The organism is Rhizobium deserti, assembly GCF_004358025.1.
Lineage (GTDB): Bacteria > Pseudomonadota > Alphaproteobacteria > Rhizobiales > Rhizobiaceae > Neorhizobium > Neorhizobium deserti.
The window spans coordinates 207,976-232,294 of the sequence record NZ_SMTL01000006.1 but is presented as its reverse complement, the minus strand read 5'-3'; the positions used below and the strand labels follow the sequence as shown (position 1 = coordinate 232,294).

General features: G+C 60.3%; 20 protein-coding genes. 9 read left to right on the top strand and 11 right to left on the bottom strand.

Annotated elements, in window-relative coordinates:
* Positions 1-127: SDR family oxidoreductase (locus E2F50_RS19710; RefSeq protein ID WP_133317888.1), on the top strand; the 127-nt coding region annotated here is incomplete at its 5' end.
* A gap of 144 nt (positions 128-271) precedes the next feature.
* On the opposite strand, the gene E2F50_RS19705 is transcribed toward E2F50_RS19710, so the two are convergent.
* On the bottom strand, positions 272-637 hold the full coding sequence (locus tag E2F50_RS19705) for a hypothetical protein (RefSeq protein WP_133317887.1): 366 nt from the start codon (positions 635-637) through the stop codon (positions 272-274).
* A 159-nt stretch (positions 638-796) separates the two neighbouring features.
* Here E2F50_RS19705 and E2F50_RS19700 point away from each other — a divergent pair, with 159 nt between their 5' ends.
* The gene (locus tag E2F50_RS19700; RefSeq protein WP_133317886.1) at positions 797-1,030 is read left to right on the top strand and encodes a hypothetical protein; all 234 of its coding nucleotides are present in this window, start codon (positions 797-799) and stop codon (positions 1,028-1,030) included.
* Positions 1,031-1,206: 176 nt separating this feature from the next.
* Here E2F50_RS19700 and E2F50_RS19695 read toward each other — a convergent pair whose 3' ends face one another.
* The 7 genes from E2F50_RS19695 to E2F50_RS19665 form a co-directional block, all read right to left on the bottom strand.
* Positions 1,207-3,564 carry an AAA family ATPase gene (locus tag E2F50_RS19695; protein WP_133317885.1) on the bottom strand — a complete coding sequence of 786 codons (2,358 nt, stop codon included), beginning with the start codon at positions 3,562-3,564 and terminating at the stop codon, positions 1,207-1,209.
* A 607-nt stretch (positions 3,565-4,171) separates the two neighbouring features.
* On the bottom strand, positions 4,172-5,053 hold the full coding sequence (locus E2F50_RS19690) for a LysR substrate-binding domain-containing protein (RefSeq protein WP_133317884.1): 882 nt from the start codon (positions 5,051-5,053) through the stop codon (positions 4,172-4,174).
* 144 nt (positions 5,054-5,197) lie between these two features.
* Positions 5,198-6,337, bottom strand: coding sequence for a major royal jelly family protein (locus E2F50_RS19685; protein WP_245515497.1), 1,140 nt, complete (start codon positions 6,335-6,337; stop codon positions 5,198-5,200).
* A gap of 20 nt (positions 6,338-6,357) precedes the next feature.
* Complete coding sequence (locus E2F50_RS19680; protein ID WP_133317882.1) at positions 6,358-7,371, bottom strand: zinc-binding alcohol dehydrogenase family protein; 1,014 nt, start codon at positions 7,369-7,371, stop codon at positions 6,358-6,360.
* The gene (locus E2F50_RS19675) at positions 7,368-8,264 is read right to left on the bottom strand and encodes a DMT family transporter (RefSeq protein WP_245515496.1); all 897 of its coding nucleotides are present in this window, start codon (positions 8,262-8,264) and stop codon (positions 7,368-7,370) included. Before E2F50_RS19675 ends, E2F50_RS19680 begins: the two co-directional genes overlap by 4 nt.
* 120 nt (positions 8,265-8,384) lie before the next feature.
* A complete protein-coding gene (locus E2F50_RS19670) occupies positions 8,385-8,513 on the bottom strand; it encodes a zinc-binding dehydrogenase (protein WP_133317905.1) in 129 nt (42 codons plus the stop codon).
* A 344-nt stretch (positions 8,514-8,857) separates the two neighbouring features.
* Complete coding sequence (locus E2F50_RS19665; protein WP_133317880.1) at positions 8,858-9,436, bottom strand: TetR/AcrR family transcriptional regulator; 579 nt, start codon at positions 9,434-9,436, stop codon at positions 8,858-8,860.
* Positions 9,437-9,579: 143 nt separating this feature from the next.
* Between E2F50_RS19665 and E2F50_RS19660 the strand changes: the two genes are divergently transcribed.
* From E2F50_RS19660 to gstA, 4 genes are all read left to right on the top strand, one after another.
* Complete coding sequence (locus E2F50_RS19660) at positions 9,580-10,854, top strand: MFS transporter (protein WP_133317879.1); 1,275 nt, start codon at positions 9,580-9,582, stop codon at positions 10,852-10,854.
* Between the two features lie 2 nt (positions 10,855-10,856).
* Complete coding sequence (locus E2F50_RS19655) at positions 10,857-11,615, top strand: SDR family oxidoreductase (protein ID WP_133317878.1); 759 nt, start codon at positions 10,857-10,859, stop codon at positions 11,613-11,615.
* A 110-nt stretch (positions 11,616-11,725) separates the two neighbouring features.
* Positions 11,726-13,132: an aldehyde dehydrogenase family protein gene (locus tag E2F50_RS19650; RefSeq protein ID WP_133317877.1), complete on the top strand. Its 1,407-nt coding sequence runs from the start codon at positions 11,726-11,728 to the stop codon at positions 13,130-13,132.
* Between the two features lie 70 nt (positions 13,133-13,202).
* Positions 13,203-13,907 carry a glutathione transferase GstA gene (gene gstA, locus E2F50_RS19645; protein ID WP_133317876.1) on the top strand — a complete coding sequence of 235 codons (705 nt, stop codon included), beginning with the start codon at positions 13,203-13,205 and terminating at the stop codon, positions 13,905-13,907.
* A 17-nt stretch (positions 13,908-13,924) separates the two neighbouring features.
* Here gstA and E2F50_RS19640 read toward each other — a convergent pair whose 3' ends face one another.
* From E2F50_RS19640 to E2F50_RS19630, 3 genes are all read right to left on the bottom strand, one after another.
* A complete protein-coding gene (locus tag E2F50_RS19640) occupies positions 13,925-16,663 on the bottom strand; it encodes an ATP-binding protein (RefSeq protein WP_133317875.1) in 2,739 nt (912 codons plus the stop codon).
* Between the two features lie 195 nt (positions 16,664-16,858).
* Positions 16,859-19,534, bottom strand: a complete 2,676-nt coding sequence (locus E2F50_RS19635) for an ATP-binding protein (RefSeq protein WP_133317874.1) — start codon at positions 19,532-19,534, stop codon at positions 16,859-16,861.
* Positions 19,535-19,712: 178 nt separating this feature from the next.
* Entirely contained in the window at positions 19,713-20,438 is a 726-nt protein-coding gene (locus E2F50_RS19630) for an SDR family NAD(P)-dependent oxidoreductase (protein WP_245515495.1), read from the bottom strand.
* Positions 20,439-20,712: 274 nt separating this feature from the next.
* Between E2F50_RS19630 and E2F50_RS19625 the strand changes: the two genes are divergently transcribed.
* From E2F50_RS19625 to E2F50_RS19615, 3 genes are all read left to right on the top strand, one after another.
* Positions 20,713-21,291, top strand: a complete 579-nt coding sequence (locus E2F50_RS19625) for a helix-turn-helix domain-containing protein (protein WP_133317873.1) — start codon at positions 20,713-20,715, stop codon at positions 21,289-21,291.
* 289 nt (positions 21,292-21,580) lie between these two features.
* Entirely contained in the window at positions 21,581-22,030 is a 450-nt protein-coding gene (locus E2F50_RS19620) for a (2Fe-2S)-binding protein (RefSeq protein WP_133317872.1), read from the top strand.
* A 10-nt stretch (positions 22,031-22,040) separates the two neighbouring features.
* Entirely contained in the window at positions 22,041-24,188 is a 2,148-nt protein-coding gene (locus E2F50_RS19615; RefSeq protein ID WP_133317871.1) for a molybdopterin cofactor-binding domain-containing protein, read from the top strand.
* Positions 24,189-24,319: the final 131 nt, after the last annotated feature.

The following is a 24,319-nucleotide window of genomic DNA, read 5'->3' as shown; positions in this document are numbered from 1 at the left end:
TGTAATGGCCATCAAGCGCCACGGTCGTCCTGAGGACGTCGCGGGAATGGTTTCCTGGCTGGCTGGACCCGAGGCCAGCTTCGTCACCGGCGCGATGCACACAATCGACGGCGGCTTCGGAGCCTGATCATCCACCGGAAACAGAGGTTAGGCTCTAACGAACCTGACCTCTCTCCGGGAGCGATGGCATGAGTCCAGTGAGCAACCTGGCTGGTTAGGCAAACTGTTGCCTTGGCAGGAATGGGCCGACAGCAGCCATCGTTCCGAAGCCTTAAAGGGTAAAGCGGGTGGCCAGCTCCGCAATGGCAGGGTCGGTAAACTCAGCGACAGGATCATCACTCTTGTCAGGTTTGCGATAATATTCGCCCGCATCAAAAGCCTCATACACTTCGAAGAATGGCTCCGGCATCTCGTTCTTGTCAGGTCCAAAACCTTTCTGCACTCCAGACCATAGATCATTTATCACGCCGTCACAGAAGGTGTAGCTTAGCTCTCCTCGGTGGTACCCCTTGGCAATTTCCAGGGCCGCGCTGTTGTAGAAGTCCCAGTGGCTGAACTCTCCTGCCCATCGAGCGATGTCATCGAGCGTCAGCCGGATCGGGCTCTTGTTGATCGCAAACTCTAGGAAGTCGGACACGGTTCTCATCCTTCTGACAAGTTACAAGAGCTTATGAATGAACGCCCAATGCAGCGTCAATGACCGCAAAGGGCCGACAGGCGTCATCACGGCGACGCAGCCGTTGCGATACCTTAGATGACTACGTAACTTGCGTCATTAGAAGAAGGAGTGGCTGTCATGGGATCATCTAACCAAGTCGAAGTAGTCACTATCCACGTTCGCCTTCTTGATGAGCCAATTCCTGTATGGCGGCCGGTCAAGGCCGAAGCACTGGGCAATGGGTGCTTCGTCATCCTGGCCCAGGAGGTTCCGGAATATGAAGAGTGGGAGTTCACCCCAGGAGAAACAGTCACTGTTGAAGCGCATGTGAACAGGTCAGGTGACTACCTCAAAGCCATAGCTCGCTCTTAGTGGCTGGAAGTTAGCTTTGGGCCGAAGGCGGAAGTCGCGTCGCCTTTGCGCCTCCATTTCGCTCGTTCGGCGCCCGCTTATCCGATCACAAAAGCGGCCATTCAGGGTGCGCCTCCCGAAGGCAGCGGCTTAGGCTTCTCCGAACGGGTAACTCTCAGGGACAACGCTGGTGAACTTCAGCTCGCCTCAAGGCTTGCGTATGGGGGCACCGCCGGGGAAGGCCGAACGGCAGCCGCTGGGGCTGGTGCCGGTTTGCGCGCGCCTATCAGCTCAAGCGCGTCAGCCGCGATCACGCGGAGTTCATCGGGATCTACACCCCGCTTCAACACCACAATGGCATCATCGCCGTGATGCTTGTCGCACGTCGCGTCGTTGCAATTGTCGAGTCGACCCAGATCGCGGTGGCATGGGTGCGATGCGCCCTCATCAGAGATATCGCGAACGATCTGACCCAGGTTCCTGTCGTGGGCAAAGTAGGCCGCGAACGACCGGCGGTAGTGGGTCTCCAGCGCCTGACGAACCTTCAGCACGACCTCGTCGGCGTCGCCCTGCCGGTGATCGACATAGGCCACGAGCTCCTCGACCATCTTCGCGTGTCCCGCGCGGCACAGCTTGTCTAAGTCGACAGCCGTGGCGGAGGACCACTCGTCGCCGCCGTCGAAGTCGATCTGGAACGCGGCACAAGGGACGCCCACGCAGCGCCGCTCGACCTCACGCAGCAGGAACTCGTCGTGGGACAGCACGATCACCTGAAGACACCGGCTGCACAGATCTTTGATCGCGTTCACCGTCTCCCGGCGTCTGTGGCTGTCGTGACTGCTCAGGGGGTCGTCGACGACCAGCGTTTTGCAGTTGAGCGTCGTGTCGCTGTCGAGCTTGGCGAGGAAGAAGGCAAGCGCGAGCGTCGTCTTGTCGCCCGCCGAGAGCGTGTTCCTGAATGTCGGGATCGCGTCGGCTTGTCGGCCACGGCCGCGCGGGACGGTCTCGCCCTTGATGAGCAGTCCGTAGTCGGCTTGACCGGCGTTACCCTGCATGCTGTTCGTGATCTTGGAGATGGTGAAGCTGGCGCCGAACCGCCCAAGATAGTGGTTCACGCGCTGATGGTAGTGCGCAGCGGCATCCTCGTTGGCCTTCTTGAGGCGATTCTGGACCTGTGTCCGCATGTTGCGAGCACGCTGATCGCGGCGCTTGGCGGCGAGGTAGGCGTCGACGCGCTTCTGTACGCCGGGAGCGTGTCGGGCCATTCGCTTCTTCACGTTCTCGCGAGCGAGTATTGCGGCGGCCTCAGTGGTCGGCGCGGCGGCCACCGCTTTATTCGTGGCCTCATTGATCGCCTCGACGACAGCATTGTACTTTTCGACGAGCTTTCGGGCGGAGTCTAGCGACTCGCCCGCGGCGGCGATTTCGTCGACTGCCTGAAGCACGTCGAGCGGCGACGAGCGCTTGCGGTCTAGCAGCGCCTTGGCCTCCCGGTGGGCGTCGGCAATGTGGGCTCCGAGCGCCGACGCGTCCGGCAGCTCCTCGCCCAGCGCGACGTACTCGGCCCACTTCCCCGCCACCTCGGCGTTGGCCGCCATCTTGTTCGCTAGCGCCGTCCGGGCGTCCTCGCCCAAGCTGTCCTCCAACTCGGTCGAAGCGGTCGTGATTGTACCAAGGTGGACCTTGTAGGTCTCGCCGAAGATCTGCCCGTAGAGCGTGACCATGCCCTCCGCGTCGACATCGTCCCTTCCGCAAAGGGGACAGGCATCATCGTGGATGTGTTCGACACCGTAGCTGATCCATGCTTCGCCCTTCTTGTCGAAGCCGAAGCGCTTGAAATGTTCGAGGAGGCGCCCCCGAGCGGAGGCCTCTATGTCCGCGACGGTGCCGATAAGGACTGCGGGAAGACCTGCGGGCAACTCCGGCATCGTCAGAGCTTCGAGCGGCTTGAGCAACGCGATCTTGCCCGCCTGCTGCACCGCCTTGAGCGCGCGCTCGGTTGCGTCCAGCCGCTTCGCGTAATCCGGGTTGGGGCCGAGTGCGAAGAACTCCTCCTTGCTCATATCTGAGGGGACGTCGTCGACAAGGGCGGCTTCTGCGTCCTTCAGGGCCGTGGCGCACGTCTTCGCGATGACATTGAAGCGCTCAAGGTGCTTCGCCAGCCGGACGCCGTCGGCGCCGACGATGACCGAGAACAGGCCGCGATCGTGAGCGAGCTCGATCAACTCTCCGGCGTAGACGTTGTCGGTGATGAAGGCTGTGTCGAACACCTCGACCGGGGCGCCCTTCGTATTCCAGCCGCCGTTGTCGAAGGTGATGGTGCCCGCCGCCGAGACGAGCACGACCTTCGGGGCCACACCGCCGTTGCCGAGCGACTGGCGGCCCAAGACGGACGACGCCTCGCCGTCCCGAGCCGCGCGCAATACGGACGTCAATGTCGACTTGCCGCGGCCGTTGCGTCCGTAGAACAGCGTGAGCTTGTCGAGCTTCGGCGCGTTGGGCGTATCAAACGCGCGAAGCACCCCGACATTCCTAATGACAATCTTGCTCAGCATTAGCCGAGGCTGACTCCAAAAGGAAATGGAGTCAAATGGTCATGTGTTTGCTACACTACAAAAATAGGCCAGATTCGAGGTAGTTCTCCGCTTTTATCAGCAGCCGGGCGCAGATACCTGAATGTAGACCCTCGCAGTGTAAGCGAGGCCCACCGCTTCTGCTTCGGCATCTTCTTATCCAAGATCCGTTAATCTGAAATCAGCGCCGGAGCGGTCATCCTTTACCTGAACAGGTAGGGACCGATTGGGGTCGGGGCTCCGAAAGGCAGCTTACCGCCGAGCGATCCCCACCACCGGACAGTCCGGTGTCGGCCCCTTTCTAGTCATCAACACTTTTGCAGCAATGACCGCAATTAGCGATACGGTCGAAGAACTCCGCCGGCTTTCTTGTCAGCACCAACCAAGCGCTTATTCCGCGAACGGAATCTCCAGCAATTCGTATCGTCGAAAATCACTGTCGACCTAAAGCGGCAGAGGCGCGGTGTTCGCGAAAGTGATCTCTGCGGAAGCTCCCCGAAGCGCTCTTCAGTAGTATTAACCTTCCGGCTGCCAAACAGCTTGTCGCGCTTGGTCAACGTGCAGAGAAAACCGCGCTTACGGCCGCCGATCACGCCGCCATGAGTGGCCCGCTGCCTTTTGTAAGGTGCTCGGTCAGGAAAGAGACAATCGCCTTCACGAGATGACCGCTCTCGCCGTCCTCGCCGAGCACCGCGATCTCTGTCATGGGCAAAGCTGGCCAATGGTCCGGCGCGCTTAAAATCTGCATGCCTTCCCGGACGAGTGAGCCAGCCAGGACAGTTACTCCCAATCCGCCCGCCACTGCGGCCTGGATGCCCATGAGGCTGCTGGCCGTGCAGACGGCGACCCACTCCCGACGTACGTTGTCCAAAGTGGAGACCATGATGTCGCGATAGGAGCAAGGAGCCCTAAGCATCACCAAACGGGCTGGCCTCGAGAAATCCAGCTTGAAATCGGCAGACGCCATCCAGACGAGGGGTTCGCGCCAGATAACTCGCCCCCTGTTGCCGTGACCGTCCTTCTTGCAGATCACGGCATCGAGCTGGCCGTCATCGTATGCCGCGAGAAGATCTCCGCTCAGCCCTGTCATCAAGTCCAGATAAACGCCAGGATAGAGACGTCCAAACCGAGCCAGGAGACGCGGTAGCTGATCGGGAACAAAGTCCTCGGAAACACCCAGCCTCAAAGATCCGCTCGCCGGAGGCTCCGTCAGTTCGCGCACGAGCGTGTCGTTGAATTCGAGCATCCGTCTCGCGGCGACCAGAAGGCGCTCTCCCTCGCGGGTCAGCGTCAGCGATCTGCTCGTACGCTCGAAAACCTTCTTCTGCAGAAGCTCCTCAAGCCGCAGGACCTTCTGGGACACCGCCGACTGGGAGCGGCCGACGATATCAGCCGCCAGCGTGAAACTTCCCGTCTCCGCGACTGCGACGAATGCTCGGAGTAGGTCTATTTCAAGGTCCGGATACTTCATGCGGGGCCTCAGCTCGATCACGTTGATCATAACATAACTACCAACGCGGCGTCTTGAAAATAGGCGTAACCACGCCCCGCCGAAGCCCGGAAAGGCTCCGACGGGGCGTGGTCCGATTACCGAGACCGCGTGAGAACGCTGGCCCTACTTGAGAAGGACAGGCCCGCCGTCGATCTTGATGCGGAACAGCTTGTAGGGCTTCACGCGGAGGTCTTTTCCATTATGAAACCCGGCCTGCCGGTTGAGCTGGTTGGCAGTGAAGTAGAGATACCCATCGGTGGCGACCGAAAGGGTATCGGGCCATTGAATTTCCTTGGATTGTGCGATCGTCGACCACTTGCCGTTTTCGAGCATCCTGATGCTGTGATGCTCGTAGTCGCCGCCATAGACGCGCCCCTTGTCGTCGGACTCAAGGCCGTCCGACGCTCCTTTGAGGCCGAGGTCGACCACCTGGGCGGCGAGTTTGTCTTCCGGAAGTGCGGCGTCACGCAGCGAAGCCGTCGGAACAGAGTAAAGACGACGGCTGGACAGCGGCGAGAAATAGAGCGTCGCGCCGTCAGCCGAAATTGCGATTCCGTCGCTTGCTATCTTCACTGGGGAAGTCTGGCCGCCCTTAGGGCGGTTTAGAAGCTTCTGGTCGTCGATCTCGGCGGTGAATTTCGGGTCGGGCGCTGTGGTCTTGTCGCCGGAGAGCCGCCGCGTCGCCCCGCCAGAAGCCAGATCGACGACGATGATGCCTCCCGGACCTGTGAGCGAGGAGTCGGTGATGTAGGCGATACCCTCGCTTCCCTGAGTGAGGTCGAAGCGAACATCGTTGACATAGGTCGACGGCAGGATCACGTCCTGCGGAAACACGATCGTCTTGACGATCTTGTTGGTCTCGAGATCGACCGCGATCATTTTCGGGCCGCCGGCCAGTGGCGGTTTGAAGCCGGGAGCGGCGGTATCCAGGATCCAGAGCCTGTTCTTCGCGTCTACCACGACGCTTTGAACGCTGATCAGCGATTTGCCGGGGTTCGAGGGATCGGCCTTATTCATTGCGGCGTCCGGATAGGCGACCGCCTTCCCATTGACGACTTCTGCGACCGTGAAGGGCACGTCGTCACCCCAGCGCGGATAGTTGACAAAGATACGGCCACTTGCGGAGACCGTTACCCCCGTTAACATGGCGTCCGGGAAGGAGGCCACGGTTTCGATCTTGCGGTGCTCGTCCGCTGCGAAGGCGACGCCGGTGCCGAGCGCGATGCCGAGTGCTGTTCCGATTCCGAGTAGTTTGTTTGTCATGTCCATTCTCCAAATGTTGGTTAGAACCCGCTGAGTACGCTTTTGCCGATGCCCCGTCCGCTTTCGAGCAGGGCGTGAACTGTCTTGAGATTTGCTGCGGTGATTTTTCCTGCGTTTTCACGCATCGTCGACCTGATCACGCCGCTGTCTACCAGGGCCGAGATTCCGGTGAGGATGCGATGCTGCTCGTCCATTTCCGGCGTCTGGAAGAGCGTCGGGGTGAACATGAGCTCCCAGTGAACCGAGAGGCTCTTTCTCTTGAATTTCACCACGTCGAAGATTTCTGGGTCGTCGATCATGGCCAGCGCGCCGCGCGGCTTGAGGATCTCCAAGATCGCGTCTTGATGGCGGTCCGTGGCAGTCAGTCCGGCGACGTACTTCACGTGGGGAATGCCGATCCGCCGCAGTTCCTCGTCGAGCGGCTTGCGGTGATCCACGACATGGTGGGCGCCCATCTGCTTGACCCAGTCGATCGTCTCGGGCCGCGAGGCGGTCGCGATGACGGTCAGACCCGTCAGCCGGCGCGCGATCTGGGTGAGGACAGAACCCACGCCACCCGCGCCGTTGATGATCAGGATCGCCTCCCGGCTCGACTTCGTGCCGTATGGCACGCCGAGCTTCTCGAAAAGGAGTTCCCAGGCCGTCAAGGACGTAAGGGGCAGGGCTGCCGCCTCCGCGCTCGACAGGGTCTTTGGCTTCAGGCCGACCACCCGCTCATCCACCGCGTGGTATTCGGCATAGGCTCCCTGGCGATTGATCGCGCCCGCATAGAAAACTTCGTCCCCCGGTTTGAAGAGCCGAACATTGGACCCGACCTTCTCGACCGTTCCGACGGCGTCATATCCGAGTATCCTGGCCTGTCCGTCGGCGGGTGCGGAGTTCGCACGTTGCTTGACGTCTGCGGGGTTGACCGAGATCGCCTCGACCTTGACCAGCAGATCATGGGGTCCCGGTTCCGGCTTGGGTATTTCGATATCGACAAGCGCATCCGGCTCGGTCACCGGCTTGTTCTTGTAGTATCCGATCGCTCTCATTTTCGTCTCCTAAAGGTCTGCCTGTTCGGTTTCCTGCGGGGGATAGCGTTCAACATTATGCCGATCACGATCGCCGACGTTCCTGCGGCAAGAGGGGCGGTAAGCGGCTCGCCGAGCAGCAGGAGCGACAGCAGAACGCCCGTGACCGGGACGCCCAGCATGGCAGTCGACATCGTCGTCGCCGGCAGCCATGAACTGGCCGCGTTGACTGCGACAAAGCAGAATGCAGTCGCTACGGGACCGACGAATACCGTTGAGGCGTAGAACGTTATTGTATCATCGGCCGAGAAACCGCCTTCGATGATCCAAGCGAGCGGGACCAGAACGATCGTAGCCAGCAGCATCTGCCAGGGAGCGAGATCGAAAGCCGATGAGACCGCTTTGAAGTAACGCAGGTGGATGATGCACAGCGCCCAGCAGATCGACGCGATCAGCAGGGCTCCGTTGGAAGCGACTACGACTGGATTACCCCAGTCGATCGCCGACGGATTGACAAGTGTCGCCACGCCGAAGGCGGCCAGCATTATGCCACCGATACGCAACCTTCCGACATTCTCTCTGAATACGATGATCGAAATGGGCGTCACCCACAGCGGGGTCGTATAGCTTAGAATGGCCGACCTTCCGGCCCCAAGGTGGGTCATGGCCAGAGCGCCCAGCATCGTGAATGCCGCCATCTGCAACAGGCCTATCGAGGCAACGAACGGCAGATCGCCGCGTTTGGGCAGGCGTATTCCTCCACGAAATATCTGAGCCACGAAAAGCACAGCTCCGCCCGTGCCGAATCGCAGCGCGGAAAACCAGACAGGCGTGACGTGGGCCAGGCCCACCTTCATCACAGGCCAGTTGGCACCCCAGAGTACGATCGCCACCACGAGACACAAAAGAGGCACCAAGGCCTGCTTTCGGTGATCGGCCAAACGACGCGTAGTACTTGGAAAATCGCATCGAGGTGCGTTACGCAGGCCCTCGCGAGATGCGTTCGTGGACATTTGTCGTCTCCGGAGATGTCGCTAAGCGACGTCGATAACTATCTTGCCTCTGGCTGAGCCCGATTGAAGCAGGTTATAGGCCGCTGGCGCTTCCGAGAGGCGAAATCGGCGCTCATCTATCAGTGGCTTGGCAAGTCCACTGTCGGCCAGGCACCTGTCCCTGCCTCAAGACAGGGTTTGGGATGTTGTATACGGCGAAGTTGTCGGTGCTGCCAAGATCGCTGAGGACGAGGCTTTCATCGTTGGCTCCATGATTTATGCCCATGATAGTGGGAGCCACCTGCCCATAAGGCAAACGCATAATTCTTTTTGCAACAATTCGATTTTCAGCTAGATCGTTTTGACCGGTCATCCACGATAATGGTCTGTGACCGAAACGCAGCTCGGCGAACCTGGCGCTACTACTCATCCGCGGCATGCCCCGGATGTGTTGGAACATCCGGGAGGATGCGACGTGCTACCGAGAGCCAAACCGAACAGCCTGGCACAAGGGGTCAGGCTTGCTTGCTATCAAGTAGCCCCATGCCGATCGACATGAAGTCGTCCAGCGGCCGCCGATCGTTTGTGATTTTCATTCGGAGAACGGCGCCTTCCCAGCTGTTGATAAGGAACCTTGCCATCGCCCCCGGTTCGAGACCGAGCTTGATTTCGCCGACAGCCTGACCCTCGACTATGACGCTCGACAGCAGATCCGCCCACGTCGAGAGTGAATCCTTGAGCGCTTCCCGCAGGAGCGGAACGTCATCCGAGCTCTCCGCCGACAGATTGCCTATCAGGCATCCTTTGCCGAAGCCGTCCATCTCGTATCTAGAAATGAAGAACCCGAAATGCTCCCTGATCCGGGCGAGGGGAGACAGGGCAGCATTAGACAATATTTCCCGCTTCGAGGATGCGACATACATCTCCAATACTTCAAGAGCGAGACCCTCCTTGGTCTTGAAGTAATTATAGAAGCTGCCCTTGGGGACGCCCGCGGCATCCACGATCTGCTGAACGCCACATGCGGTATATCCAACTGCATGGAAACGATCTTGGGCGGCGGCGAAAATCTTGTCTCTGGTCGGTGAGGCCATGAGGTTCTCCTTCGGTCCCGGGATATGAATGAGGCCATCTGAATTCAAGTGCCAGCGGTCATCGAGCGGCAGAAATAAATCCGATTGACAGAATAATACGACCGGTCATATTTAAACGCAAGACGAAACGGAGACGCGTTGCCATGGCGACTGACATCCAAAACCAGAAACTCGCGCCGGCCTGGGTAATGGCGCTGGGGACGTTCGCGATCGGAACCGAAGGCTTCATGATCGTGCCGCTTTTGCCTAACATGGCCGACGACCTGCAGTTGTCCATCGCCACCCTCGGGACACTGGTGACCGTCTTCACGCTGACTCTCGCGTTCAGCTCGCCGATACTGACGACGGTGTTCGGCAGCGTGGACAGGCGACGCCTCTTGATCGCGACGATGGCGTTCTTCGCGTTGGCCAACCTCGTCGCCTGGCAGTCGGGCGGCTACTGGGGCATCTTCGCAGCCCGCGTGCTCCTTGCCCTCGCAGCAGGACTTTACACCCCTAACGCCAACGCGCTGATCGGCGCTCTAATCGCACCGGAAAAGCGCGGCAGGGCACTTGCCATCGTCAATGGCGGGATGACGATCGCGATCGCGCTCGGACTGCCCATCGGATCGCTCGTAGGGAATGCGCTCGGGTGGCGGGTGACGTTTCTCGGCGTCGGCATCCTCGCCGCGATCGCTGTCGTCGGCCTGATCGTGGGCCTCGATCGATCGGCCGGAGCCGGACTCCCGGTGCCGAGCCTTTCAGCCAGGATCGCGGTCGCGAAACGGCCACCTGTCCTGATCGGTCTGGCTGTCACGCTGTTCTGGGCCGTCGGTGCCTACACGGTCTGGACCTACATCGCCCCTTACCTGACCTCTGTCGCGAACTTCGGCCCGAACGGTATCAGCTTCATCGTGTGCCTCTGGGGTGTCGGCTCAGCCGTCGGAGTGTTTAGCGGCGGCGCCCTCAGCGATAAATTCGGCGCTAAGACCGTCAGGGGTACCAGCCTGGTGATCCTCGCCGTGGCATTCCTGGTTCTGTCGTTCACCGCGTTCTTCCTCACGCCTTCGCAGGCCGTAGTACCGATCGTGATATCGGTCACGGTGTGGGGCGTCGCTGTGTGGGGTTTCTTCCCGGCACAGATTTCGCACCTGATGCAGACAGGCGGGCAAGCACACGCCCCGATCGTCCTCTCGCTCAACGCCAGCTTCATGTACGGCGGCTTCGCAATCGGAAGCGCCATCGGATCTTTTGTCGTCGCGCATGGGCAGGTCGCCGATCTCGGCCTCGCCGCGGCGCTCGCGGAAGTGATCGGCGTAGCATTGCTGCTCGGTTTCGCCGCAAGGCGGCATCCCCCAACACGTCGCCCGCCCACTGAACATCGGCGGTGTCGACGCGGACCACAAACCTCAAACCAAAATCGAACCCAAGGAGAATAGTCATGAAAATGTCCGGCAACACGATCTTCATCACAGGCGGCGGTTCCGGTATCGGCCGCGGTCTGGCCGAGGCCTTCCACAAGCTCGGCAACCAGGTGATCATCTCGGGACGGCGCAAGGCCAACCTCGATGAAACCATCAACGCCAACCCCGGTATGGCCGCCTACGAGATGGATATCACCGACCCGGCGAGCATCGAGCAGGTCGCCGCCAGGATCATCGCGGACTACCCGGCGCTCAACGTGCTGTTCAACAACGCGGGCATCATGCCGTTCGACGACGCGGCCAAGGCGATCGACGAAAAGACGATGCAGAACATCGTCACGACAAACTTCCTGGGCCCGATCCGGATGACGTCCGCCCTGATCGAGCATCTCAAGAAGCAGCCTTCGGCGGTCATCGTCAACAACACTTCGGTGCTCGCTTACGTGCCGCTCGCGTACAATGCCGTCTATTCGGCGACAAAGGCCGCTCTTCACTCCTTCACCATGTCGCAGCGATTCGCTCTCCGCGACACTTCGGTGAAGGTTCATGAAATCGCTCCGCCGTGGGTCGATACGGACCTCGTAAAGAAGAGCGGCGATCCTCGCGCCATGCCGCTCGACGCGTTCGTGAAGGAGACGATGGAGAAGCTCGCGAGCGACCGCGAGGACATCTACGTCGACGCAATCCAGATGCTCCGCGACAACCCGGGCTCAAAGGAGCACGAGTTCTTCTTCCAGTTCAACGAGGCAATGGTGAAAGAGCCAATCCCGGTCTGAGGTCTGCTGGTCGAATCCGGAACGGTCGATAATCGGCGGTTCCGGATTGCCGCCCGCAAGGGCATCATAGAACGAAGCTCGGAACGCGGTGCTATCAAGAGGACATACCAATGAGCTACAGACTTCTCGTGGACGGTGAACTGATTGACGGAGCAAGGAGCGTCGGTGTCATCAACCCGGCGACCGCCCAGGAATTCGAAACCGCTCCGCGGGCCGACGCGGCGATCGCGTCGAGAGCCATAGCCGCTGCGAAAAAGGCGTTCCCCTCGTGGGTGGCGCTCACCTACGAGCAGCGTTCCGGCCACGTCGACGCGCTCGCGGCCGCCCTTGAAGCCCGCGCATCCGACTTCTCCCGTCTTCTCACCCTCGAACAGGGGAAGCCCCTTGCACAGGCGGAAGCCGAAATCCGAGGTTCCGTCGCGGCCCTCCGTTTCTTTGCCTCCCAGGAGATCAAGCCGAGGGTGATCCGGGACAACGAACACGAATACATCGTCGAGCAGCGTTATCCGCAGGGCGTCGTCGCCGCGATCACCCCGTGGAACTTCCCGATTTCCCTCCTGGTCTACAAGGTGGGTGCCGCGCTGATGACCGGAAACCCGGTTATCGCGAAACCAGCGCCGACTACCCCCCTGACGACATTGCTTCTCGGTGAACTGGCTGCCGTGATCTTCCCGCGCGGCGTGTTCCAGACATTGGCGGACACCAATGATCTCGGACCGCTACTGACAAGCCACGAAGACATTGCGCATGTCAGCTTCACGGGATCCACGCCGACAGGCAAGAAGGTCCTGGAGAGCACGGTAAGCACGCTCAAGCGCTTTACGCTTGAACTAGGCGGCAACGATGCCGCGATCGTGCTCGACGACGTAGATATTGACAGGGTCGCTCCAGCGATCTTCCGCGCGGCAACTCTGAACGCCGGACAGATCTGCTTTGCCACCAAGCGCGTCTATGCGCCGAAGAACCTCGTCGAACCGCTTACCGACGCTCTGGTCGCCCTCGCCAAGGAAGCCAAGGTCGGTGACGGCCTGGAGCAGGGCACAACAATCGGTCCGATCCAGAACAAGATGCAGTACGAGAAGCTGCAGGGCTTAATCGAAGACTCCCGCCGCAACGGCAGAATCGTCGCAGGCGGCGAACGCATGGAGGGCGACGGCTACTTCATCAAGCCGACGATCGTGCGTGACCTGCCGAACGACGCCCGTCTCGTCAAGGAGGAACAGTTCGGCCCAGTACTGCCGATCCAGGTCTACGACAGCGTGGATAGCGCGATCGCAGCAGCCAACAACGTCGAGTTCGGCCTTGGCGGAATTATCTGGACGGGTGACTTCGAAAGAGGCGTATCTGTCGCTTCCAAAATCGAAACGGGAACCATCTGGGTGAACCAGCACATGTCCCTTCCATATGACGTGGCGTTCGGCGGGGCAAAGCAGTCCGGCCACGGCGTGCAGAACGGCCTCGAAGGAATGGAAGACTTCACCCAGCGGCGCATCGTCAACGCCCGTAAGGCGGCGTGATTGTATCTGTGCCAGCCACGCCGGCGGCGAGGCCGCCGTCGTGTTCCACATTCACATAAGGTCGATCGCCTTGAAACTCTTCGCTCACCCCGGTGCCAGTTCCCTTTCCGTACATATTCTGCTGAGGGAAACCGAGCTGCCGTTCGAACTTGAAGTCGTCAACGTCACGGAGAAGGTGCGCGCCTTTGGAGGAGACTACCGTCAGATGAATCCAAGGGGCATGGTCCCGGCACTTGAACTTGAAGACGGAACGATCCTTACCGAGAACCTCGTCATCGCACAGTATGTCTGCGATACCGCTGGACGTGTCGACCTTATGCCCGCCGCCGGAAGCAGGCAGCGCTACGAGGTCATGGAATGGCAGAGCTTTATCGCAACCGAGCTTCACAAGGCGACGTCACCGCTTTTCTGGCCACTCGGCGAAGAAGCGAAGTCCTTCGTGCGAAAACGTCTATCCGGCAAATACCGAGTGGTCGAGGACGCGCTGCAGGGCAAGCCATTCTTGACGGGCAATCATCTCACCGCGGCTGACGCATACCTTTTCCCGATCTTGAGTTGGGCGCTGCTCTTCAACATAGACCTATCTGGATTCCCGAACATTCGGGGCTTCCTCCGTCGGATGGGTAAGCGGCCGAGCGTGTCGAACGCGCTGAAAGCGGAGGGCAGGGGCCTGGTGACGATCCTCGCTGACGAGATTGAAACAAAGCCGTTCGAAGCCTACGCGCCGACGAGCCGCACCCGCAGCGGGACCGGACTGGAGACGAGTCCCTGGTGATGGGCCAAGGCCGCAGCTCACGATGCGAGAAGCCCGCGCGCAATTGCGATATCGGCGATCGGATTCGTGCATTCGAACTTGGCCAGTGACGAAACGAGGTCGTCCCTGGCTGCGGCGGCTTGCGAAGGTGGCGCGAGGCGAACAAGACATACGGCGCATCTAAGTTCCCAGAACGCAGCCCCCATCGAGCGCGACAAGTCCAAAGCCTCTCGGAGAAGTGCGATGGCCTTCTCGCGGTCTCCTTTGATCAAAGTCACCGCCTTGAGCCTCAGAAGTTCCGGTCGGCACCATCCGGCATCGCCGGATAGAGCCCGTTCGAGAGCCGCGGCGGAAGCCCTGCATCCCGCCAGAACGGTCATGTATTCCAGGCGCATGCCCACGCCTTGGAGCAGGACATCATGCAACGCCGTCTGGGCTTCGTCGGTCTGGGTGTTGTCCGGCACGATCATGTCGTAGCCGTCAACCCATTCCTGCCAGCGAACAAGCATGTCCCTTGCCGTGAGTTGTCGGACCGAGTCCAGCCTGCTCCGCGCCTCGGCGGTATTTCCAGATAGGTATGCGATAGGAACTGCGGTGAGGCAAAGCATCAGGCAGCTCGATATGGAGTGCCCGAGCTGCTCGGAATCCGCCAGCAATTCGCGGACAGCCGCAGCGCTCTGGTCGATCCTCCCCTCGAGAAAGTCGATCATGGCGATCACAGCCTTCGCGATCGTCCCCTGATCGTACCCGGTGCCGTTGTTGAGGGTCGTTCTGACTGCGCGGCTCGCTTCCAGAAGAGATATCTCTGCTTGCTTCCGGGACGCGGAGAATTCTCCGTGGAATAGATAGTTGTGCTCGAGAAACCGACTGAAGCTCGCGGCGCCCGGAAAGCGCTTCTGCAGATCTCGCGCGATGGCGATCGTTTCGGTGTAGCGGCCGTTCGAACTGGCCACCGACGCCTTGCCGCCGTACGCCCTCATGATGCGGCCGGGGTTTCCCAGTTGCTCGGCTATGACGGCGGCGCGCTCGAATTCGGCTATCGCCTCGTCATCGCTCTTGAAACCTCGGACATGATAAAGGCCGCTACCCCGAGATACCCTGAGCTGAAGCTCTACGTCGGTACCGAGATGGTTTGTGGAAGGCAAAAGGTCCAGAGCCCTCTCGACGGCGACCAGTTGCTCGTGCATCGCGCCGAGCTGAGTCCACAGCACGTTGGATATGGCGATTAGTTCTACGGCCAGGTCCAAATCTCCTTGCCGCGAAAACGCCCAGCTGGCGGCAGCGCGCAAATCGTTGATGAGCGCGCCGTACCGCCGCATCCAATCGTGCGTCGGGAGGACGCGCCAGTCGTATTCGGCCCGCAGCAGTTCCTCGCGACAATACAGCGCGTGAGCCATCCGGTACTGAGGTTGCAGCCCGCTCGCGGCAAGCTTCTCCGCTGCATAGCCTTTCGTCGTGTCCAGAAGCCGATACCTGCCGTCGTGGTTGGACACGGCGATCAAAGATTTGAGCACCAGGCCGTCGAAGGCGTTGTCGAAGCCTTCGCCCGTTAGCCAGTCGCTGGCGATCGCCTCAGCGCCATGATCGGAAAACGTGCCGGGAAACACAGCCATCTGGGCAAATAGCTTCCTCTCGTCCTCTGTGAGACTGTCATAGCTCCAATCCAGTGTGGCTCTCAGGGTCTGTTGACGAGGCGGGGCCGTTCGCCGCCCCCTCCGCAGGATAGACAGGGGATCATCGAGCGAGTCGAGTACGCTTGCCAGTCCGAGATCGCCAACGCGCGAGGCCGCCAGCTCGATTGCCAGCGGGATGCCGTCCAGCCTGCGCACGATGTCCGCGGCCGCCATAACGCTTTCGTCGTCTTCGAAGGTTAGGGTTTCGGAGGCAAGCCTGACTGACTCGACCAATAGCTCCACCGACGGAAAGGTAAGGATTTTCGAGCGCGACGTCTCGGTTTCCGGTACGGGCAACGAAGGCAGTTGCTTCACCCGCTCGCCAGCGATGCGTAGCGGCTCGCGGCTGGTCGCGATCACCGCGATTTCCTTTGTGGCCATGAGTATCTGGTATACCGTGGCCGCGACGGTTTCGATGAGATGTTCGCAGTTGTCGAACAGAAGGAGAGTGTCACTTTCCTGAAGCGCGTTCAAGACCGCCTGACGATAGTTCTCCGTGAAGACGATCAGGCCGAGCGCTGATGCCAGAGTCGGCATGATCAGGCTCTGGTCTGTCAGCGAGGCGAGGTCGATGAAGATGACCTGACGTGTAACGTTTATCCTCCCGGCGATCTCAAGGGCCACTGCGGTCTTTCCCATGCCCCCAGCGCCGGAAATGGTCAGAATCCGGGTTGAGCCTAAGGCTGAAAGGCACGATTCCACGAAACTCTCGCGGCCGATCAGTCGGCCGGGAAGCCTTGGGAGATTGGATTCTGGAGCGCCCGATGGAATGCTGCGAGGACTAGCGCTCGCGTCCGAGACCTCGACTGGTGCAACGAAGATGTAGCCTCGCCCCGGGATGGTTTCGATGTAACGGTGCTCGCTGCTCTCACCGAGGGCCTTTCGGAGGGTGACTATGTGGACCCTAAGCGAGCCCTCCTCGACGGTGGTCGTAGGCCAGGCGGCCTGCAGCAGATCTTCTTTCGAAACGATTTCGCCTGCCCTGGTAGCTAGAACGGCAAGTATTTCGAGTGCTTTCCTGCCTAACTGGTATGATTTCCCGGACTCTAAAAGCCTTTTGTTGGTCAGATCCAGCTCGAAGCTTCCGAATTTCAGAAAAGACATCGTATTCGCCGCAGAACCCGCTGGATTGGAGGAACACTGCTGGTATCACATCTGAAAGGCCGTCCTGCAACGGTTATCGGTCTACCGGACTTCAGCTCGTGAAGTCGTGATCAGATTCGATGGACCTTGAGAGCCAACGGTAGAGACTGGCCGATGTCCGGCGGGCACGCCAACCGATCACGAGACCGCAGAAGTTCAACAGATGAAGCGCGCTACCAGGTCTCGCTCCGGTCGGGACGGGGTTTCCGGATACCTCGCGATCACGCTCTTCAACGCGTCGACTCCGCGCGGGTTCAGGCGTGCGAGGGAAGCCGCGCATCGGAGCTCCCAAACCAGGTGGCCGCGCTGGCGGGCGAACTCGATGCCGCTGTCGAGAAGGTCCATCGCACGCGACGGTTCCTCGGCTGCGATACGCTCGGCTTTTAGACGAAGGACGTTGGCGCGGCACCAACCCGCTTCACCCTCGAGGACCCAGTCCAGGAGCCCTTCCTCCAGGTACTGACCGCCTACGACGACCATGTGCTCCAGCATATAGCGTTCCGAGTGCAGCCACGGTTCAATGGACAGGACGGTGCGCCCGGCGGCTCCGCTTCTCGTCCGCGCGAGACTCGCGAACTGGTCGGCCCAGATCTTCAGCCTGCCGAACGAGCTCTTTTCCGAAATTTCCTGGAGCCACTGAAGATGCCTCTTTGCTTCATCTACGAAGCCGAGAGACGAATAGATCGGATAGGCTCCAGCGGCGAGTAAGAGGGCAAGAGAAGATGGCTGATCGATCTCGACAGCTTCGCGGATTGCGTCCTCGATCGTGGCTCTGGCGACCGCGGCGTGTCCCCTCAGCCAAGCCGACTTCGCCATCAACGTGAAATAGAGGACGCGGTGGTCTTGGCCGATCGCGCTTGTTGTCGTCCTCGTGGACCTCTTGGGGTTCGCAAGAGTGTACGCGCTGGATATCGTCCATGTTTTGTCAATATCGCCAGCATACAGGGACGCGTAAGCCGTTAGGCATTCAGTGGCCGCGGCGGCCGCCTGGTCGTCTCCGGGTATCCGTTTTTGTGCTGTCGAACCCGCCTCGGTATATCGCCCCCGAACCATCAGCATCGAAAACAGTCCGCTCCGTGCAAGGACGGCCGTCCGACCGTCATGCACCGTATTGGCCAGCTCGGAAGCGGTGTTGAATTCTCGGATGATGTCCTCGCCCGTCTCGAGAGTTCTCACATGGAATAGTAGGCCGCCGCGGAGGACACGTAGACGCGCTTCAAGCGCGGAGTCGACGATCGCGCTTGTTTCGACGTGGAGAAGGGCGGCTTCCACCGCCTCGAGACCTTCTCTATAGAGGCCGAACTGTAGCCACACAGCGTGAGCTTGGATCATCAGTGTCGCGCCGAGCAACATGTGCTGGGAACGCATACACCATTTAAGAGCTCCCCGAAGATCTCCGATGAGATCTCCATGCACTTCGTACCAGTGCAGAACGGAGAGCGCTTTCCAGTCGATTTCCGATGCCACGAGCCGCTGGAGGACGTTATGGGCGTGGTTCTTGCTGAAATTGCTTTCTTCGGCCGGCGATTTCTGTAGCTGCACCCTCACGTAAGCCCTGGTGGTTTCGAGAAGTCTGAAACGTCCGGCCTTGAGGGAGATCAGCGATTTCGCGACAAGCCCGTTGAACGCGTCTTCAAAGTCTTCGGAGGCAAGAGCGTCGCCAGCGATCAGGCGGGCTGACTGGATCTGGAAGCTACCCGAGAATAGCGAGACGGCCGCCAGGACGGTCTGTTCATACGAGTTCAGCAAACGGTAGCTCCAGTCGAGCATCGCTTCTAGCGTCTGATGCCTTGCGGGCGCGGTTCGCCTGCCTTTCCTTAGCGTGGCGATGGGGTGGTCGAGAGAGGCGAGGAGATCCGAAACGCCCAGATGTACGGCGCGGGATGCGGCCAATTCGATCGCCAGGGGTATTCCGTCCAACGCGCGTACCACATCGGCCGCGGCGCTCATCGTGTCCGGCTTCGTGAAATCGAGGTACCCGGAGGCTAGCTCAACTCTGTCAGCGAATAGCCTAAGCGCCGAATACTCCGATACATCGTCCGGAACCACGCCTTTGTCGGGGAATGTGAGCGAGGGAAGGCGGCTGACGTATTCGTCCATAACACCCAGGGGCTCCCGGCTGGTCGTGAGCACCGTGGTAGAGCCAGTGCGACATAATATCGTCTCCACCACTTCCGCGCAGCTGTCGATCACGTGCTCGCAATTGTCGAACACGAGCAGGTATGGCTGCTCAGCAAGAGCGGCCAACACCATCGGCATCGGATCGTCGGCGAAGCCTATCAAATCCACCCGCATGGCCAGATAGGACACGAGCTGGCTATCTGCCGTAAGGGTGGACAGGTCGAGGAAAACGACCGGACGACCGGTCGCCCGAAGATGATTTCCGATTTCGACCGCCACCGAGGTCTTGCCGATCCCTCCAGTCCCGATGATGCTCAACAACCTGTGGGTATCCAGAACTTCGATCGACGATTCGATGAAAGCGCTCCTGCCGAATAGTTCCGATGCAACGTGCGGAAGGCCGGGGTCGACATGACTGGGAGAGAGCAGTCTCCCCAGTTCCACTGATTTGAGAAACAGGTACCCGCGACCGGGAATCGCCCTGATCCATGGGTCACCGGGTCTCGTGCGAAGAACCTTGCGAAGTTCGACGAGATGCACGCGGATGGCTACCTCGTCGACGGTGGCTTTCGGCCAGACCGCCTCCAGCAGCTCGGCTTTCGACAGGATGCGTCCGGCATTCAGCGCGAAATAGCGCAGCAGGTCGAATGCCCTCGCGCCGACGCGGACCGGCTGGCCACCGTCAAGCAGTCGCCTGGAGTGGATATCCATTTCGTACGTTTCGAAGCGAAGAACGGTCAATAGATCACCAGGCGAGAAGGCAGCCGAAGAGCCGTAGGTTCTGAATGGAAACGAGCTCTACCGGGATCGGGCCCACAGTTGCGCCGGGATCTGCCGCGGTAGCTCTCCCTTACCCGGCAGGCACCCGCTTCTGATCCGGGCACAACGGTCAGGCGTTGTATCCGCCGTCGACGTTCAGGACACTGCCCGTGATGAACATGGCTCCGGGACCTGCCAGAAACATGATCGCATGAGCAACCTCCGAGGGCTGTCCCAGTCTCTTGAGCACGTTCGCCTCCCGCTCTGCCGCGAGCGTTTCCTGGGAATGCCCCCCATCGACATCGCTCGCCAACGCTCCGACCTGAACGACATTGACCGTTATGCCGCGAGGACCAAGATCGTGCGCGGCTCCCTTGCAAAAGGCGGCTATAGCCGCTCTCGTCGCGGCGAATTCGGCCAAGCCCGGAGTGCCGACGCGGTCGGCTATGCTTGAGCCCAATGCTATCACGCGTCCGCCTTCGTTCATGACTTTAGACGCCGCCTTTATTAGAGCGAAAGCGCCTTTGATATTCATGGACAACTGCTCTTCGAGAGCGTCCTCGTCGACGTCGTCGTCATCTATCTGGCCTTCGACCCGGCGGACATTGTTCGCGACCAGCACATCCAGACGCCCAAAAGCAGCGATCACCGCTCGTACGAGTTGGGTCGCCTCAACAGTGTTCGGTCGGCTGCTCGTCGGGAAACAGACAACACGCCCTCCATATGACCGCAGTGACTCGAGGATGTGAGCTTCCGGTTCGACCTCGAGCGCAAGAGCGAGATCCGAGCCGCCTTCGGCGAGCGCCTGAACGGTGGCCATGCCTATACCGCTATCGGCTTGAGTAATAAGAGCCACGCGGCATATCGAGGTCCGATCCGAATTCTGTCCCACCAAGTTCACGAGCGCCTCATCAAGCTTGCATTCTCGAACGGAACCCCACCATCTATCTGAATCTGAGGGTACCTCCTCCCGCAATTACGCGGCCACACGACCTCGACATTGTAAAATTCGGTTGCGGCGACTGTTAAGGCGGGCATTAATCGGCATAACTTCTTTTTACATCTCATAACTCGATTTTATGTCCCTCAACACGGCAACCTCACTGCATCGAAACAGCGAGGACATCGTGATGAACAAGACGCTCTCTTTCATCCCGCTCCAGGACGAGGCAAACGGCCCCAAGACCTGGGGCCTGGAGGCAGACTATCGCGCCATTGACGGTCTGGTCGAAAGACAGGGGCTTGCCGACAAGCGTATCGCCGCATCCGTCGAAGCCAGAGAAAAGTTGACCGCTGGCCTTAGCGAATGGCAGCGCAAGAAGATCATCCGCTATGTTGACGCGAACGTGGACTCCAAGCTGCGGGTATGCGACCTCAGCGAACAGGTCCGCCTGAGCGTCAGCAGGTTCTCGAAGGGCTTCAACGTGACTTTCGGGCGGCCGCCCTATGACTACGTTCTGTCGAGGCGCATCGAAGCCGCGAAATACCTGATCGCTTCCACCGACGAGCCGTTGAGCCAGATCGCGCACGCCTGCGGACTGAGTGACCAGGCTCATCTCTCTAAGGTATTCAAACGCCTCGTCGGCACGACTCCGCTTACATGGCGCAAGAGCACTTCGGTAGCGCGATCGACACAGTGGGATTACCTGACTGCCGGCATACGCCGGGAAACGACCCGATTCGACCAGACGTCCGTCATAGGCCTCTGAACGGGCGGCGGCCGGAGAGCAAGATGCCGGATAGGCGGTCTGGTTGCCACTGTGTGCAGAGGCTTCTGTCACGCCCGCGCCGATAGGCAAGCTTCAGTGCAGGATCGTCCAATTTTCCAGCGCCCGCCACCAGTAAGATACCCAATGACGCTTCGAGTGTCCGGCGTACGTTGCGCGGCGGATTTTCTGGTTCGCCCGCCGGATCGCGTTTGCGGCGATAGCGGAGCAGCTCAGAGGCTGCGGGCGACTGGTTCCGCGTTCGATATCAGGTGACGGAGAAGGGCGAGGTATGAAACAGGTAACGATCAACGGAATTGTCCACGACGTAGAGGTATCGGACGACATGCCCCTCCTATGGGTGCTACGGGACGTGCTCGGGATGACGGGAACCAAATATGGATGTGGCATCGCCCAGTGCGGCGCGTGTACCGTCCATCTGGACGGCGTGCCGGTCAGGGCCTGTCAGACGACCATGGATTCCGTTTACGGCCAGCCCGTCACAACGATCGAAGGGATCGGGGACACTCTGGTCGGTGCCAAGGTGCAGGCGGCCTGGCTCGAGAAGGAAGTCGTGCAATGCGGATACTGTCAGTCGGGACAAATCATGTCCGCGGCCGCGCTGCTAAGCGAGAACCCAAGGCCGACGGACACAGACATCGACGACGCGATGGCGGGCAACATCTGCCGCTGCGGCACGTATGTGAGAATCCGCGAAGCTATCCATTCGATTGCAGTGTGAGGATACCACAGTGATCGAGAACCTCGTCTCCCGTAGAAACTTCCTCAAGGGTACCGCTCTTGCGACCGCCGGCCTCGTCCTGGCGGTACAGCTACCCGACACCGTCCGCCGTGCCGTTGCCGCCGCAGGGGATCAGCAAAGCTTCGTTCCCAACGCCTTTGTCAAGATCGACGGCGACGGGATAACCCTTATCATGCCGCACACGGAGATAGGACAGGGCATCTACACCTCCAGCGCGATGCTCATGGCGGAAGAGCTTGAACTGGACCTCGACCAAGTAAAGGTCGAAGCCGCGCCGCCGGACATCTCCAAGTACATGGATCCGATCCTCTACGACCAGGCGACAGGCGGATCGACTTCCACGCGGTCCGACTGGATGCGGCTACGCGAGGCCGGAGCCGCGGCGAGGATCATGCTCGTCGAAGCGGCAGCCGAAGGGTGGAGCGTGCCACCCGGCGAGTGTCGCGTGGCACAAGGGGTTATCTATCATGACGCCTCGGGAAAATCGGCCGCGTACATCGACATCGCCCCCCACGCCGCCTCACGGCAGGTGCCCAAGGAGATCAGGCTCAAGGAGCCGTCGCAATTTCGACTTATCGGGACAAAGGCCAAACGGATAGACACGCCCGCGAAGGTCAACGGCTCGCTGGTCTATGGGATCGATACCCGGCTGCCGGGAATGGGATACGCCACCTTGGTGATGGCACCCGTGAAGGGCGGCAGGATCGCAAGGATGGACGAAGCCGCGGCCAAGGCCGTCCGCGGCGTCCGCGATATCGTCCGGATGGACGACGCGGTCGCGGTGATCGGCGACCATATGTGGGCCGCGAAGCAGGGTGTTGACGCTCTCGGGGTCGAGTGGGATCACGGTCCGAACTCCTCGGTAACGAACGCCTCCATCGTCATGGACATGCACGAAGTGTCGATGAAGCAGGGTGTTGTCATTCGAGACCAGAACGACGCCCGATCTGCCATCGATAAGGCAAAGACCAAGCTCGATGCCATCTACCATTCGCCGTTTCTCTCCCATTCGCCGCTCGAGCCACTGAACTGCACGCTGCATATCGGGGATGACAACGCGGTACTCTGGGTCGGTACACAGGTTCCGGTACGTGCGCAAAAGGCGGTAGCGGACGCTATCGGAGTGCCTCCCGAAAAGGTCACGGTCAACAACCAGCTGATGGGCGGAGCTTTTGGACGCCGCCTCGACGTTGACTCGATCGAGATCGCCGCCCGGCTGCTCAAGGACATCCGCTACCCGGTCAAGGTTGTCTGGACACGCGAGCAGGACATGACCCACGACTTCTACCGTCCCTATTACTATGACCGCGTCGCCGCAGGTCTGGACGATAGCGGTCGCCTTGTTGGGCGCACTCACCGCGTGACCGGGTCTTCGGTCTTCGCGCGCTGGGCTCCGGCGGCCTTCATCAACGGCGTAGATCCGGACGCCGTCGACTGCGCCGCGGAAACTCCCTACGACGAGGCGGCAGTTCTCGCCGACTACGTGCGCCACGAGCCCGCCGGGGTGACGACAAGCTGGTGGCGCGGGGTCGGAGCTACCCATAATGTATTTGTGGTCGAGAGCTTCGTCGATGAGATGGCGCACGCCACCGGCCAGGATCCGCTCGAGTTTCGCCGCCGCATGCTGACCAAGAACCCACGCGGCCTTGGGGTCCTCAATGTCGCCGCCGAAAAGGCGGGCTGGGGCGAGATGCTGCCGCCAGGAAGAGGGCGAGGAATAAGTTTGCAGTTCGCGTTTGGCAGCTATCTGGCGCACATCCTCGACATCGAGATTACATCGAAAAGGCAGATCAAACTCGTCCGATCCGTTATCGCGGTCGATTGCGGCATAGTGATCAACCCGGACACAGTGCGGGCGCAGATGGAAGGCGGAGTGCTTTTCGGTCTGGGGACGGCGATGTTCAACGAGGTGACCTTTACCAACGGCGCGGTGGACCAGAGCAATTTCGACACCTACCGCATCCTCCGCATAAACGAGTCACCTAAGGTCGACGTGTACCAGGTGGAAAGCGGCGAGAAGCCGGGCGGTGTGGGCGAAGCCGGAACGGCCGCCGCTGCGGGAGCGCTTGCCAATGCCATATTCTCCGCGACCGGCAAACGCATAAGATCGCTCCCGCTTTCGCAGGCCGCTGTATGACGTGCCGAATTTTCGGCTGTGCGGGTATGCGGGAGACTTGAGGGAGCCGCGGGTCGACGGGTTCTCCATTTTCTGAGAGGGAACTCAGCTACGGGCGGCTGCTGCCGCCCGTTTTGTAGAGGCGGTTTACC

Excerpts from the sequence above, each read along its gene's own strand:
- E2F50_RS19695 (WP_133317885.1), bottom strand. The coding sequence starts at position 3,564 with ATGCTGAGCAAGATTGTCATTAGGAATGTCGGGGTGCTTCGCGCGTTT.
- E2F50_RS19660 (WP_133317879.1), top strand. The coding sequence starts at position 9,580 with ATGGCGACTGACATCCAAAACCAGAAACTCGCGCCGGCCTGGGTAATG.
- E2F50_RS19635 (WP_133317874.1), bottom strand. The coding sequence starts at position 19,534 with ATGGATATCCACTCCAGGCGACTGCTTGACGGTGGCCAGCCGGTCCGC.
- E2F50_RS19650 (WP_133317877.1), top strand. The coding sequence starts at position 11,726 with ATGAGCTACAGACTTCTCGTGGACGGTGAACTGATTGACGGAGCAAGG.
- E2F50_RS19685 (WP_245515497.1), bottom strand. The coding sequence starts at position 6,337 with ATGACAAACAAACTACTCGGAATCGGAACAGCACTCGGCATCGCGCTC.
- E2F50_RS19625 (WP_133317873.1), top strand. The coding sequence starts at position 20,713 with ATGAACAAGACGCTCTCTTTCATCCCGCTCCAGGACGAGGCAAACGGC.
- E2F50_RS19690 (WP_133317884.1), bottom strand. The coding sequence starts at position 5,053 with ATGAAGTATCCGGACCTTGAAATAGACCTACTCCGAGCATTCGTCGCA.
- E2F50_RS19620 (WP_133317872.1), top strand. The coding sequence starts at position 21,581 with ATGAAACAGGTAACGATCAACGGAATTGTCCACGACGTAGAGGTATCG.
- E2F50_RS19680 (WP_133317882.1), bottom strand. The coding sequence starts at position 7,371 with ATGAGAGCGATCGGATACTACAAGAACAAGCCGGTGACCGAGCCGGAT.
- E2F50_RS19655 (WP_133317878.1), top strand. The coding sequence starts at position 10,857 with ATGAAAATGTCCGGCAACACGATCTTCATCACAGGCGGCGGTTCCGGT.
- E2F50_RS19665 (WP_133317880.1), bottom strand. The coding sequence starts at position 9,436 with ATGGCCTCACCGACCAGAGACAAGATTTTCGCCGCCGCCCAAGATCGT.
- E2F50_RS19700 (WP_133317886.1), top strand. The coding sequence starts at position 797 with ATGGGATCATCTAACCAAGTCGAAGTAGTCACTATCCACGTTCGCCTT.
- E2F50_RS19640 (WP_133317875.1), bottom strand. The coding sequence starts at position 16,663 with ATGTCTTTTCTGAAATTCGGAAGCTTCGAGCTGGATCTGACCAACAAA.